Here is a 13,106-nt window from a genome sequence, read left to right on the forward strand (position 1 = left end):
GTAAATGCCAAACACAAAATGATTGTTTCCTGCGTTCATGGATTCCAAATAATAATATAGTATTTTATGAAAAAGCGCGTTTTATTCATCTGTACCCATAACTCTGCACGGTCGCAGATGGCGGAAGGGATATTACGTGCGGTCTATAGCGACCGCTATGAAGTATATAGCGCAGGAACGGAACCGACTGCAGTTAATCCCTATGCAATTAAGGTTATGGCAGAACTCGGGATTGATATTTCCAACCATCGGGCGAAAAGTATCGATGAATTTCGAGAATGCCAGTTTGATTATGTGGTTACTGTCTGCGATTCTGCGAAAGAAACCTGCCCTTATTTCCCGGGTGCAGGAAAGAAACTACATCAGAGTTTTGATGATCCATCGAAGTTTCAAGGAACGGAGGATGAAATCCTCGCCGGATTCCGGCGAGTGCGCGATGAAATTAAAGCGTGGATAGAAAAAACCTTTATCGCCACAGAGACACCGAGTGACTGAACATCATCATTTCACATTGCAAAATTAGCATTGCATATATAAATTTAAAATGAAACTTAGTGTCTTGGTGGCAAAATATACTATGAATCCTGAAAAGAAAAAACTATCTTTACTCGATAAACTTTTAACCTTCTGGATATTTCTAGCGATGGGAATCGGGATAGCGGTCGGATTCCTGCTGCCGTCAGTAACTCGGTTTATCGCCGGATTGCAGGTTGGAACAACCTCGATTCCTATTGCCATTGGCTTAATTTTGATGATGTATCCACCGTTAGCGAAAGTAAAATACGAAGAGATGGGGAAAGTGTTCCAAAATAAGAAGTTATTAGGATTATCGCTTCTGCAGAACTGGATTATCGGACCGATAGTCATGTTTCTACTAGCAATTCTCTTTCTCCGTAATTATCCGGAATATATGATTGGGGTTATCTTAGTCGGATTAGCCCGATGTATTGCAATGGTGATTGTCTGGAATGAACTGGCTGAAGGTGACCGGGAACTAGCGGTTGGGCTTGTCGCGTTTAATGCGATATTCCAAGTTCTCTTCTATGCGGTATATATCTATCTATTCATAACCGTCGCATTGAATTGGTTAGGGCTGGTTAAAGGATTAAATGTTAGTATCTCGATATTCGAATCTGCGAAAACCGTGTTTATCTATCTTGGTATCCCGTTCCTTGCGGGTATCATCACCCGGTTCAGTTTAATGAAAGCGAAAGGGAAAGATTGGTTTGAAACCGTATTTGCGCCGAAAATCAGCCCATTAACCCTGATTGCGTTATTATTCACGATCATCATCATGTTTTCGTTGAAAGGGGAATATATTATCCAGCAACCGTTTGATGTTTTGCGTATTGCGGTACCGTTAGGGATATATTTCTTTCTGATGTGGTTTGCAACCTTTTATCTCGCTTACAAACTTGGTGCGAGTTATGGTCAAACTACTGCGGTATCGTTTACTGCCGCAAGTAACGATTTCGAGTTAGCGATTGCGGTAGCGGTAGCGATATTCGGGATAAGTTCGAATCAAGCGTTTGCAACTGTTATCGGTCCATTGCTCGAAGTACCGGTATTAATCAGTCTGGTTAACGTCGCCCTGCGGCTGAAGAAACGATTTGTATCTTAAGGTTCCCTAAAATCAAAACGAATATTTTATAAAGGGTTTTATATGCACGAGAAAAATATTAAAAGGATAGTTCGAGTAGCGTATGGAAAGATAGCGAAACAAAATAGGAGTTGTTGCGGACCGGTCTCCTGTTGCGGTGATGAGCAATCCACCGCGATTAGTATCAGTAAAAAGCTCGGGTATTCGGATAAAGAGTTGAATGCGGTTCCGAAAGGAGCGAATCTCGGGCTCGGCTGCGGGAATCCGGTCGCATTAGCGACGTTAAAAAAAGGAGAGACGGTGCTCGACCTCGGGTCTGGTGCCGGATTCGATTGTTTCCTCGCAGCAAAACAGGTTGGGAAATCAGGTCATGTAATCGGCGTTGATATGACCCCGGAAATGCTTGATAAAGCGCGAGAGAATGCGCAGAAAGGGAAGTATGATAATGTTGAATTTCGGCTCGGTGAAATTGAAAATCTACCAGTAGCGGATAATTCCGTAGATGTGATTATTTCCAACTGTGTGATTAATCTTTCTCCGGATAAGAACAGGGTATTTAAAGAAGCATATCGCGTGTTGAAACCCGGTGGGAGATTGATGGTATCAGATTTGGTTCTATTAAGGCCGTTACCGCCAGAGATTAAAAATTCGATTGAAGCATATATCGGCTGTCTATCCGGCGCAAGTTTGAAAAAAGATTATTTGAAAGCGATAAACCAAGCGGGATTCAAAAACGTCAAGATAATTGAGAAGTGTTCGTATCTGAGAGAAGTAATAGGGAATGCGGTAACTTCGCCAGCAATAATCAAGAATTTTAAGGGAGCGAAAAATGATATTAATAATATCGCTCAATCAGTAGTCAGTATTACTGTGCTAGGGATTAAACCGAAGGGTTGATAACCTGTATCAATCTATGTAATTCTCTTGTTATTTAAGTCAGGAGGTGAAATAGTATGAAAATCGAAGTATGCGGTCCGGGGTGTAAACGGTGCCATACCACATTGAAAAATGTGCAGGAAGCGGTTAAAGAATTGAATCTTAACGCTGAAATAGAGTATATCACCGATATGAAACAAATGATGGATAAAGGAGTTATGTTTACTCCGGCGGTGATCATCGATGGCGTGATAAAATCCAGCGGAAAAGTTCCGACCGTTGCGGAAATCAAGAAATGGTTATCCTAATAAATTCCAAACCCAAAATCCCAATGTCAAATAAATCATCTCATCATTCAATAACATAATTTAGGGATTTGAAAATTAAAAGATTTATTTGGATGTTGAGCTTTGAAATGTGGATTTAAAAAATTATGACTAATCAAAAGAAATGTCAATGTAATCAGTATCAATTAGCGCAACTGAAATCCGCAAAGAGAAAATCTGGACTGCGTGAGGTAGAATGTACTCGATGTAAAACTAGATTCTGGACAAACAAAACCGGAGAGATACTCTATTGTTTCGCTTGCGAAACGAAGAAAGGAAAATGACTATGAGATTCCATAAGATTATGGTATTAAGCATACTATGTTTAATGTTCTCATTACCGTCGGTCGGTTTACCCGCTAAGAAAAAAATAACGCAATCAACCGAACAAAAGAAACTAGGGTTTTCAACGATAACGACTTCAACTGCCACCACAGCCTACTCGAAGCAAACCACTATGGCAATCCCGAAAAGGTTACCAACGGTACTCGAGTTCGGCCGAGGAATCTGTCTTCCCTGCAAACAAATGAAACCGATTCTAGACGAACTAGCGAAAGAATATGAAGGGAAAGTGGTTATCCGAATCATTGACATTGATAAAGACCCGGAGTTGACCAAAAAAAGCAGGATTCGATTAATTCCAACTCAAATATTTTATGATTCGACTGGAAAAGAAGTATATCGGCATGAAGGATTTATGGAGAAATCAGCGATAATTGAAAAGCTCAAAGAAATCGGCGTTACTGCAGATTCCAAATAAAAACCTTCTGCCACCAAGCCATTAAGATATTAAAAACCACTACCTTTTGTAACCATAAATATCTTTGTGAATGTGAATCTTGGCGGGCTTAGTGTCTTTGTGGCATAAATATTTAACAGCTATCAAAATATGTTTCAACAATTATTCGCTAATACCGAGCAGCTTATTCAAAGCGAACCGTGGTTAGCGTTTATCGCCGTATTACTTGGCGGGACAATGACCGCATCGAATCCCTGTGTTATTGCCATGATACCGTTAACCATTAGTTTCGTCGGCGGATATAAGGAAACGAAAGGTGTTAAACAATCGTTTTTTCTCTCGCTGACATTCGTACTCGGATTAACCGTGATGTTCACTGCTATGGGTCTAATTGCCGCATTGTTGGGAACATTATTCGGGGTAACTGGTAAATTCTGGCCATATATCGTTTCGGGGGTATGTTTCATTATGGGATTGCATTTACTCGATATTCTGCAATTCAATATCCCGTTCCCACAAAATTTGCGCCCGAAACAAACCGGATATCTCGGTGCATTTTTCTTAGGGTTATTATTCGGAATCGTTTCCGCGCCATGCGCTGCGCCAATTCTCATCGTTCTGTTAACATATATCGCCGCAAAGGGGAACATTGTTTATGGTACTATGTTACTCTGGACCTATGCGTTTGGTCATTGTCTGTTAATTCTGATAGCGGGAACTTCGATAGGATTCGCAAAAACACTGCTCGAATCGAAAGGATATGCAACTGCGAATTTAATCTTGCGAAAACTCGCAGGTCTTGTTATTATTGGAGTAGGTATTTATTTCCTCTTATAGGAAGATGATTATGAATGAACAAGAGAAAACCAAATTTTTAGACTTACTAACCTTTTTAGCAACAGCAGAAACGAAAGTTGGGGAATTATATGAATCATGTAGTCACATCTGGAAAATAGATGCTCAACTCTGGTCTGAGATAGCGCGTGAAGAACGGAATCACGCAGCGGCAATCGAAAAAATGCAGCAAATGGTCTCAACTTCACCGGAACAATTTACGCTAGCGGAACCGTTTACTCCCATCGCATTACAAACCTTTATTCACATGGTTAATGAAATCATAAAGAAAGTTAATGCTGGTCAATTAACCCGCGAAAAAATCTTTGCGATAGCGCTTGATATCGAGAAATCAGTGATTGAAACGAAATATAACCGGTTAGTAAAAACTGATCATGCTGAATATACCCAGTTAGTTGAACAAATTGTTGCTGAAACCCTTATCCACAAAGAATTGTTTAGCCAGAAATTAGATGAGTTGAAAAAGAAATAGGTTATTTTAAATGAGCATTTAAAATCTGAACGAGCGATTCATCTAACTGATTTGAAGAAAAGAACATAATCCCTTGATATCCTGCAGATTTAACCGCTTGAATTTGCTCAGCAACTGTTTTAGGATTGCGGGGTTTCGTCATTTTTCCGATTCGAGTATACAATGCTAATCCTGGATAAACTTGGTGCCATTTCTCCCCAGCATCTTGTTTAGATTTGGCGATAATCGACTTGAGTTCTGAAACACTTTCCGTATAATCCATTGGGCAAAGGATATCAATGATTCCTTGTTTAAGCCAACCACCACTATCTCGCAATACAACAGTTTTATCAGTCTCCAAATCACCTACCGCCGCGGATATAATTACATTCGGTTTTTGTTTCTTAACTTCTCGATACAATTGATTTACTAAATCCTGAACTTGGTTCGCCCGCCAACTATCCCATAGCTCTTTCCTATTTGCTAATGCGGTATGGTCGAATTTCCTACCGTTCCGTTTTGCTAATTCCACAAGCTTCTTATTGATTACCGGACCTTGTATCGCTCCCTGTTCAAACGATTGAATTGTAACTTTTTCTGCCAGTTTAACTATCTGAGTCTCCCATACCCGTTTCAATGTTCCTGACATATCACCAATAAATTCGGGCTTTCCGGTATCGATATAAACTAAATTACCACCACGGTTTATATATGATACTATATTGGTTATCGTTATATTATCTATCGGATACAATCCCGTAACTAATACCGCTGACGGAATCGGAATTTCAGGTAATTGTCCTGCTTGAATAAATTTCGGTCGAATTTTCGCAAACGCTAGATACGGTTCGATACGATTCGGTATCCAATAATGCGATTTATTAAACTCACGGTCAACAATACAATATACCGGATATTGATTGAATCGGACTGGGTCAATTTTCTCCGGATAGAGAATCAGGTCTAACGGGTCGAATCCATATTCCGATTTGAACATCGCTCGCGATTGGGCTCCATATCCATAAAGGTTGCCACAATACCGAATATAATCTAAATGGAATCCATCAATATCATAAGGCAATATATCCAGCATAACTGTTTTAAGATACGATTTAACCTCCGGAAGGGCTGGATCAAGAAAATATTGACTACCAGTACTTATCCCATCAAATCCGGGAGTTAACCACTCTGGATTTTTCGGTATCAATGTATCTGTTGCCCCTTCATAATAAACGCAAAACCACGGATGAACCGAAATATTCCGTTTATGAGCTGTTTTAATGAGATAATCGAGCGGGTCAAATTCATTGGAAACAGCAATGGTATATCGATAATGTGAAGTTTTATAATATACTTTTCCATGACACATTACCGCTGGGAATATTGCATTTAAATTCGCTCGGGTCACCTTCTCTAACAACGCATCTGCAGAGGTTTTCGTAGCAAAATCATTTGCCGGAACCCAGATTCCTCGAAACGATAGCTGATGCGATAATGGATACGCACCACAACCTAAACTGCATAACAATCCGACTATACTGAATACCTTTTTACACAGCATATTCACAAACAGACATTAGGGTTAGAGGATTATTTCAAGCGGAACCCTGATTTATCCTCGACTCAAGTTTGGACAGAACCTTTTCGAACAAGCGTAATATCTTGCACCTTGCTTATATCGGTTCGATTTCCGGCGGTGCCGGTAATTCTGGAATAGCAAAGATTTGTTTTAAGACTAGGGTAGTTGCACCTAATGGCGCAGCATTATCTCCCAACATGGAAGGAACAACCTTCACGGATTTCGCTGACACGGCAAGACTTCGTTCTTGCAGCGTTCGAAGTAATGGTTCCATAATAAACTCGCCTGCTTTTGATAACCCACCACCCACAATGAGTAGTTTTGGGTTTAATATATTAATTAAATTTGCGGCGCCTATTCCCAAGTGTGCTCCCGCTTCCTGAAGTATCCGCCGGCACAGTTTATCCCCTTTTTCAGCTCCTTTGGAAACCGTTTCAGCGGTGATTTTTGAATAGTCATTTTCAACTAATTCAGGTAATACCGATTCAACCCCTTTTTCAATTGCAGCTAGCGCATGGTCACGAATCGCTTTTGCTGACGCTAGTGCTTCTAGACATCCGAAGTTACCACAGCGACATGCCGGTCCGAATTCGTCAATCACCGTATGTCCAATTTCACCGGCAAATTCATCCGCACCACGGTACAATTTCCCGTGACTGATAATCCCGGCACCAATTCCCATTCCAATATGATAAAAAATCATATCATCTATTCCTTGCCCACAACCGAACGCTCGTTCACCCAGCGCTGCAGCACGTGCGGTCGCTTCAACATAAACTGGAATTTGGAATTCTTGTTCCAGCAGTTGTTTAATTGGTAGATGATGCCAGCCGGGAATATTCGCAGCATAAACAACTTCACCAGCTACGCTATTAATCATCGCGGCAATTGATACTCCTATTCCGAAAAGTTTTTTTCGGTCAGGAACTGACTGAAGTAAACTACGGATAACTTCTTTCGTGTCACCGAGAATCGCTTCTCCGGAAGATTGTTGCAGGATATCTCTACTCTGTTGAGCGATAATTTGCGATTTTAAATCAGTTGCAATCCCTCGGATTATTGTCGCTCGGATATCAACCCCGATAATATATCCAGCGTCTGGATTGATAGATAATAATATAGGTTTACGACCGCCGGTTGAAGCCTTACTACCAACCTCAATGACCATACCAGTATCAATGAGTTCTTTAACAATATCGGTTATCGTCGTTATCCGGATATTTGTGGTTTTAAAAATATCGGTTCGGGATAGTGGACCACGTTTTCGAATCAGATTGAGAATGACCGCATGATGATGTCGTAATAATTTTTTCTTTTCATCAATCCGGCTAATATTCATAGAGCAAAGCTAACTACAGAAGGCACAAGATTATTTTACGTTGCAATATGTTCGATAATCCAGTGCCTCGTGCGGTTAATTTTTGGGTACATAATTAATAATTGTTTATTGTTTCTCGCTTATAATTCGTGTTTGTACTGCTGGATTTTCCTGATAGCTTGAACGATATCCTCCATATCTTTTTTTGAACCGAGCAAAACTGAATGATGGAACCAAACCGCTTCCTCATAACATGCGGTCTCACAATTCGGGCATGACCACACGCGATAATCGATTTTTTTCGCTGCGGGAGCATATGCTCCGAATAGCCGTTCAGTAAATAGTGGCTGTTTATATAACGGAATCGGATACCCAGCACTACAAGGAATACCTTCTTTCTGTAACGCTTCAATAAATCTGGATTTCGGTTTCAGGTTAAATGCTTCTTTTTGGTATCGGAAAATGTATAGATGATACGAATGCCGTGTTTCTCCAACACCTCGTTTTAACGGGACTATTCCCGGAATTTTACTCAACTGTGCATTTAAATATAAGCCATTTTCATTCCGCCGTTTCGTTTGTTGTTCTAATCGCGTTAATTGCGCTAATAGTATCGCTCCCTGCCATTCAGTCATTCGATGATTTCCACCGAGCCGATAATGTCCATACCACGCTTTTCCTATTTCACGACCGCAGTTCTGGAGCGACTCGATAATGGTTGCATATCGTTCGTTATTGGTGAGAACTATTCCACCTTCACCGGCGGTAATGTTTTTCGAAGATTGGAAACTAAATACGCCCATATCTCCCAGTGCACCGAGTTTTTTCCCTTTATATTCTGCGCCATGCGCATGACATGCATCTTCAATGACTATAAGGTTATGCTTTTTCGCAATACGATTAATCGCATCCATATCCGCCGCCAGTCCACCAAAATGCACTGGGATAATTGCTTTGGTCTTTTTCGAAATCGCTTGTTCGATAAGCGTTGCAGAGATATTATAGGTATCCGGGTCAATATCAACAAAAATCGGGATCGCATTAACCTCTAATACTGCTGTCGCTGTAGCTAAAAAGGTATAGGGCGGGATAATAACTTCATCTCCGGATTGAATTCCAGCTGCCTGTAGCGCTAACCGAAGTCCAACCGTTCCATTCGTTACTGCAATTCCATATTTTGCTCCCTGATACACCGCAAACCGCTGCTCAAACTCTTTAACCTTATTTCCAGCATACTTACCCCATTTACCGCTGTCAAGGACTTCAAGCAACAGTTTTCGCTCTAGAATAGTTTTTTGTGGCCATTGGGGAAATGGTTTGATTCGCACGGGTTTACCACCGTTGATTGCCAGTCTTCCTCTTCCCATAAGTGATATCGCAATTATTCCTGATATTATCGTTCCTAATAACCAATTAATTTTTGTTAAAATAAACCTATTGAGAAAGAAATTTTTCAGGATTTAATTCTACCCCAATTCCTATACGTTGGGGAAGTATAACTTTTCCGTTTTCGATACTAACCTGATTTGATTTGACTACATCTTCTGCTAAAAACTGCGGTCCATTTAAATCTACCGGAAGGGTTATTCCATATGCGGCATAAAGTTGTGCACTGACAACCAACCCGAATCGTGTTTCGGTTAAACCACTACCGAGTAGACCTATTCCAGCATCGCGAGCGATGCGAATACATTCCTGAGCATAAAACAATCCACCCATTTTTGAAACCTTCATAACTACCATCGTTAACGCTTGTAATCGAATAAGCTGGATTAAATCCATCGGAGAATATACCGATTCATCTACCGCTATCGGAATACCAACGTTATTTACTACCTCTTGTAATCCGAATAAATTATTTGCAGCTACCGGTTGTTCGAAAACATCAATGCCGATTTTTTCTAATTGTCTCGCTAAACTAATTGCTTGCTGCACGGTATAAGCCTGATTCCCATCAACCCAGAGATATGCTTGGTTACCAACGGATTTAACCGCAGATACAATTTCAATATCTTTTTTTGGTTCAATCCCGATTTTAATTTTAAATCCACGGTATCCTTGATGATATGCTTGTCGAGCTTGTTCATACGCAACCTCCGGTGATGTTACACTGACCATATAACTTAACGGGATTGTATCTATATCCGATTGATGCAGATAATCTCGTAGACTTTTCTTTTCATTTTTACTCAGAATATCGTAGATAGCGATATCAATAGCTGATTTCGCTATCGGCTGCCCGATATTAAATCCCGGAGCAATTTCTTGTGCCATGATTTGATGGATGCGTTCGATATTCCTTATATCAACACCGAGTAACGCCGGGGTTAAATAGTTTTTCAACGTAGTAACTACCGATTCTTCTGTTTCATACGACCACCGATGACTCGGTCGCGCTTCACCCCAGCCGATTAATCCGGAATCAGTGGTTATTTTAACGAAAATATGCGGTGCTTTAACTCGTGGTGAACCTACCGAGCCACGCGATATTTTAAATTCAGTTTTATATTTCAATTGGATTGGAAATACTTCTATGTTTTTTATTTTCATTTTATTGCGTCGAACTCTTTCAATCGAGCTTGAGCACAGAGTTCATAACCATTTAGAATTAGATATTTTTTTCAGGATGAAGCCTAATTCCCCCTTGATTAAAATCAGGACGAAGGTATCAGACTAACGCCAAATGATATGAATTATTTCGTATTCATTTAAGTTCGGTAGCGTTATAGTTACTGAACCATTAAGATGTTTCACACGGAGTTGCCGGTTAGTGGATACCGCATAAACCGTTCTGATTTTGTTACCATTAGGTAGCGTAAGTTTAATATTCGATACAGGGACAACCTCTTCTATTGGTCGAGAAATCCGAGTCGAGTAGTTTATCAAATGAACATATAATCCTTGCTCATTTTTCGTTAAGGTTATTTCAACTGACGATGGTGCATCAACTCGAATTAAGTCCGGAACCATCCAACATACTGCATTTGCAATAAATTTTTTAATATCCCGAATCCGAAATTTATAATAGAGTGTCCCGACCGTGCCGCTAAAATATACAACTTTTCCTAGTCCATACTGACCTACCACAATTCCTGGATAATGACTAGTTTCCTGGAGCGGATGATACCGATGCGGTAATGGTTTCAGAATTTTAGTTACCGGTTTATATTTCGGGTTGACAACCTTAACAAAAACATTTAAATCCGGAACCGGAATTTTCAATCCTTTTCCTTTTCCGGTTATAGCATGGGTGATTACTATCTTTTGATAATCCCGATTGGTAATAGTTAATGCGGTATCATTTTCATACGTAATCCCGAATACTTCAGCTAACTGGAATTCATTCTGTTTAACCCCTAACTCGTTATATAATGAAGTTTCATACGTCGCGATAATACTCCCACCGCGGTTCACATAATCTCGAATCATCGCTACATTCGATTCACTTAATGCTGCGGCATTCGGTAAAACAAGAACATGATATCGACTTAATTCACCCCGGTCTATATTGATACTTCCAATAATATCGAACGGAATATGCGCTTGCGACAATGCTTCATAGACTCCGCGAAATTCAGATTGATAATCTTTTCCAGACCTGATTTCATAATGATGCGTTCCGGAAGCACCGGCGATAACTGAACGGGTATAATAATCAGCCGTGGTATTCGACCAGAATAAAGCTACTGGATTCGCACTTTCAGCTAGATAAACCGATTCGTTCCGTTCAATAAATCCGAATATTTCTTCTATCGGTTGAAACGCTACCGGGTCGTTGACTATCTGTTCATCGTCAATGGTGACGAACGGATACGAATCATTGGCAGCAACACTCGCGATCAACAACCGCATTTCAGTTGCCGGAACTGGATAATAATCCCAAACTTTATGTCCATAACAGAGATAGACCGAAGATGGTATTCCAGCAGCACGCGCTACTGCTGATTCATATTTAGCGACTGCAGCTGCACCCCAATGCGGAACCAGCAGCGGTTCAATATAAAATATAAAATGTTCCGCTCCTATCATATCAATATACTTACTGAATTTTTCTATATCTAAACAACTAAACCAAGTAGTAGTTAGCACCGCAGCATTTTTATATACCGGAATATTTTTATTCTTTTTCACCGTTTGTTGTACCATAGAAAAATAACGAAACAGCGATTCATATCGAAATTCGAGAAATTTATACCATAACGGATTATTCCAATCCGATGTTATCGGTATTTCAGCATGATATAATTCATGAAATGCGTTCCGGCAAGACTCACAATAGCATCCTTCCGGACGATATACCGGTCCATCGAGAAAAATTCCATCAACAGCATAATTCCGGCTGATTTCATCCATAATCAGCTGGGTATACTTTATAAATCCAGGACTATTCACACAGGGTACTTCTCCACTTCCGTAAGAAGAACCAAGACTTATCGCCGCACCATCTACTGATCGCATCACCCAATCTTGCCGAGTGGTAAAAAATTCTGATGGAAACCAGTGTCCGTTGAAATAAGCAACAATTTTTATACCCAGCTTTTTCCCTTCATCAATCGCTTCCGCTAACAAATCCCGACCATGTAACCAATCCGGCTGCGGGATAACCGAACTTTGATAAAACGCTTTAACCGTATCAGGCGATGAAGCGCCGGTTGCCGGAAAATGGACTACGGTTGCGTGTAATCGTTTAGCGATTCGCAATAGTTTTTTCGCATCGTAGATATTCAAATCATTAGCACAGGGACTGAACCATAGAAACCGATGCATCTGGTTTTTTTCACTAAGAAATTGCATGTGTTTCCTTTCGTTTCATTGCTATCAACTAATGTATTTCGGTATAAAACCAACTTAATGCTACCGGAACAACCGGTGGATCACCTTGGATAAGATGGTCTAACGCGGCTATTCCCGCTTCTAACTGCCAGGTTCGCGCTCCAAGATTATAAAAGCTACCCGCATGGTTTACCACATTTTGAAAATCCAGTTCTGCATTCACCCAAGCGTAACAGGTTGCAAATAAGTCTTCTAATAAATAATGTTGTTCCGCATCTGGGTCATCCCAGCAACCGTCATTATCCGCATTATACGGTCGCTTTTTAAAAACCAGTTTCTGATTTTCTTCTCCGCAGGTTTGCGGATAAGCATACGAACCGACCGTCGTGTCTTCTTTTCCGACTAATTGCGCAGCACGACAGAACTCTAGAAAATTCCAAATCCGAGTATCTACAGATATGGTTGTCGGTGCACCGTAGTTGCCACCGAACTTTTTCCGCATATGCATTAGCCCGTTCGCACACCATCCTTCATACGACATGGTATTATAGCAGCGAAACGTTGTTCCCGCTGTCTCTTATACACATCT

14 protein-coding genes are annotated in these 13,106 nt (G+C 40.5%); 8 read left to right on the plus strand and 6 right to left on the minus strand.

Going from position 1 to position 13,106, the window contains the following annotated elements:
- Nucleotides 1–66 precede the first annotated feature (66 nt).
- From N3A72_06710 to N3A72_06745, 8 genes are all read left to right on the plus strand, one after another.
- Nucleotides 67–495, plus strand: a complete 429-nt coding sequence (locus tag N3A72_06710) for an arsenate reductase ArsC (protein MCX7919285.1) — start codon at nt 67–69, stop codon at nt 493–495.
- Nucleotides 496–577: 82 nt separating this feature from the next.
- Nucleotides 578–1,621, plus strand: coding sequence for an ACR3 family arsenite efflux transporter (gene arsB / locus N3A72_06715; protein ID MCX7919286.1), 1,044 nt, complete (start codon nt 578–580; stop codon nt 1,619–1,621).
- 42 nt (nt 1,622–1,663) lie between these two features.
- On the plus strand, nt 1,664–2,497 hold the full coding sequence (locus N3A72_06720; protein MCX7919287.1) for an arsenite methyltransferase: 834 nt from the start codon (nt 1,664–1,666) through the stop codon (nt 2,495–2,497).
- Nucleotides 2,498–2,553: 56 nt separating this feature from the next.
- Nucleotides 2,554–2,784, plus strand: a complete 231-nt coding sequence (locus N3A72_06725; GenBank protein ID MCX7919288.1) for a thioredoxin family protein — start codon at nt 2,554–2,556, stop codon at nt 2,782–2,784.
- A gap of 125 nt (nt 2,785–2,909) precedes the next feature.
- The gene (locus N3A72_06730) at nt 2,910–3,086 is read left to right on the plus strand and encodes a hypothetical protein (GenBank protein MCX7919289.1); all 177 of its coding nucleotides are present in this window, start codon (nt 2,910–2,912) and stop codon (nt 3,084–3,086) included.
- Nucleotides 3,087–3,088: 2 nt separating this feature from the next.
- Nucleotides 3,089–3,562 carry a thioredoxin family protein gene (locus tag N3A72_06735; protein MCX7919290.1) on the plus strand — a complete coding sequence of 158 codons (474 nt, stop codon included), beginning with the start codon at nt 3,089–3,091 and terminating at the stop codon, nt 3,560–3,562.
- A gap of 129 nt (nt 3,563–3,691) precedes the next feature.
- Nucleotides 3,692–4,378 (plus strand): cytochrome c biogenesis protein CcdA, encoded by a 687-nt coding sequence (locus N3A72_06740; GenBank protein ID MCX7919291.1) that lies wholly within the window; start codon nt 3,692–3,694, stop codon nt 4,376–4,378.
- A 10-nt stretch (nt 4,379–4,388) separates the two neighbouring features.
- Nucleotides 4,389–4,868 (plus strand): hypothetical protein, encoded by a 480-nt coding sequence (locus tag N3A72_06745; GenBank protein ID MCX7919292.1) that lies wholly within the window; start codon nt 4,389–4,391, stop codon nt 4,866–4,868.
- A gap of 1 nt (nt 4,869) precedes the next feature.
- Here N3A72_06745 and N3A72_06750 read toward each other — a convergent pair whose 3' ends face one another.
- The 6 genes from N3A72_06750 to N3A72_06775 form a co-directional block, all read right to left on the minus strand.
- Nucleotides 4,870–6,408: a family 10 glycosylhydrolase gene (locus N3A72_06750; protein ID MCX7919293.1), complete on the minus strand. Its 1,539-nt coding sequence runs from the start codon at nt 6,406–6,408 to the stop codon at nt 4,870–4,872.
- Between the two features lie 112 nt (nt 6,409–6,520).
- Nucleotides 6,521–7,765 (minus strand): ROK family protein, encoded by a 1,245-nt coding sequence (locus N3A72_06755; GenBank protein ID MCX7919294.1) that lies wholly within the window; start codon nt 7,763–7,765, stop codon nt 6,521–6,523.
- A gap of 119 nt (nt 7,766–7,884) precedes the next feature.
- The gene (locus N3A72_06760) at nt 7,885–9,111 is read right to left on the minus strand and encodes a DegT/DnrJ/EryC1/StrS family aminotransferase (protein ID MCX7919295.1); all 1,227 of its coding nucleotides are present in this window, start codon (nt 9,109–9,111) and stop codon (nt 7,885–7,887) included.
- A 67-nt stretch (nt 9,112–9,178) separates the two neighbouring features.
- Entirely contained in the window at nt 9,179–10,294 is a 1,116-nt protein-coding gene (locus N3A72_06765) for a mandelate racemase (GenBank protein MCX7919296.1), read from the minus strand.
- A gap of 123 nt (nt 10,295–10,417) precedes the next feature.
- Nucleotides 10,418–12,538 (minus strand): beta-galactosidase trimerization domain-containing protein, encoded by a 2,121-nt coding sequence (locus N3A72_06770; GenBank protein MCX7919297.1) that lies wholly within the window; start codon nt 12,536–12,538, stop codon nt 10,418–10,420.
- 28 nt (nt 12,539–12,566) lie between these two features.
- On the minus strand, nt 12,567–13,058 hold the full coding sequence (locus tag N3A72_06775) for a hypothetical protein (protein MCX7919298.1): 492 nt from the start codon (nt 13,056–13,058) through the stop codon (nt 12,567–12,569).
- Nucleotides 13,059–13,106 lie beyond the last annotated feature (48 nt).

Source organism: bacterium (genome assembly GCA_026416715.1).
GTDB lineage: Bacteria > UBP4 > UBA4092 > JAOAEQ01 > JAOAEQ01 > JAOAEQ01.

Excerpts from the sequence above, each read along its gene's own strand:
- arsB (MCX7919286.1), top strand. The coding sequence starts at position 578 with ATGAATCCTGAAAAGAAAAAACTATCTTTACTCGATAAACTTTTAACC.
- N3A72_06760 (MCX7919295.1), bottom strand. The coding sequence starts at position 9,111 with ATGGGAAGAGGAAGACTGGCAATCAACGGTGGTAAACCCGTGCGAATC.
- N3A72_06750 (MCX7919293.1), bottom strand. The coding sequence starts at position 6,408 with ATGCTGTGTAAAAAGGTATTCAGTATAGTCGGATTGTTATGCAGTTTA.
- N3A72_06725 (MCX7919288.1), top strand. The coding sequence starts at position 2,554 with ATGAAAATCGAAGTATGCGGTCCGGGGTGTAAACGGTGCCATACCACA.
- N3A72_06745 (MCX7919292.1), top strand. The coding sequence starts at position 4,389 with ATGAATGAACAAGAGAAAACCAAATTTTTAGACTTACTAACCTTTTTA.
- N3A72_06730 (MCX7919289.1), top strand. The coding sequence starts at position 2,910 with ATGACTAATCAAAAGAAATGTCAATGTAATCAGTATCAATTAGCGCAA.
- N3A72_06710 (MCX7919285.1), top strand. The coding sequence starts at position 67 with ATGAAAAAGCGCGTTTTATTCATCTGTACCCATAACTCTGCACGGTCG.
- N3A72_06740 (MCX7919291.1), top strand. The coding sequence starts at position 3,692 with ATGTTTCAACAATTATTCGCTAATACCGAGCAGCTTATTCAAAGCGAA.
- N3A72_06755 (MCX7919294.1), bottom strand. The coding sequence starts at position 7,765 with ATGAATATTAGCCGGATTGATGAAAAGAAAAAATTATTACGACATCAT.
- N3A72_06720 (MCX7919287.1), top strand. The coding sequence starts at position 1,664 with ATGCACGAGAAAAATATTAAAAGGATAGTTCGAGTAGCGTATGGAAAG.
- N3A72_06770 (MCX7919297.1), bottom strand. The coding sequence starts at position 12,538 with ATGCAATTTCTTAGTGAAAAAAACCAGATGCATCGGTTTCTATGGTTC.
- N3A72_06765 (MCX7919296.1), bottom strand. The coding sequence starts at position 10,294 with ATGAAAATAAAAAACATAGAAGTATTTCCAATCCAATTGAAATATAAA.
- N3A72_06775 (MCX7919298.1), bottom strand. The coding sequence starts at position 13,058 with ATGTCGTATGAAGGATGGTGTGCGAACGGGCTAATGCATATGCGGAAA.
- N3A72_06735 (MCX7919290.1), top strand. The coding sequence starts at position 3,089 with ATGAGATTCCATAAGATTATGGTATTAAGCATACTATGTTTAATGTTC.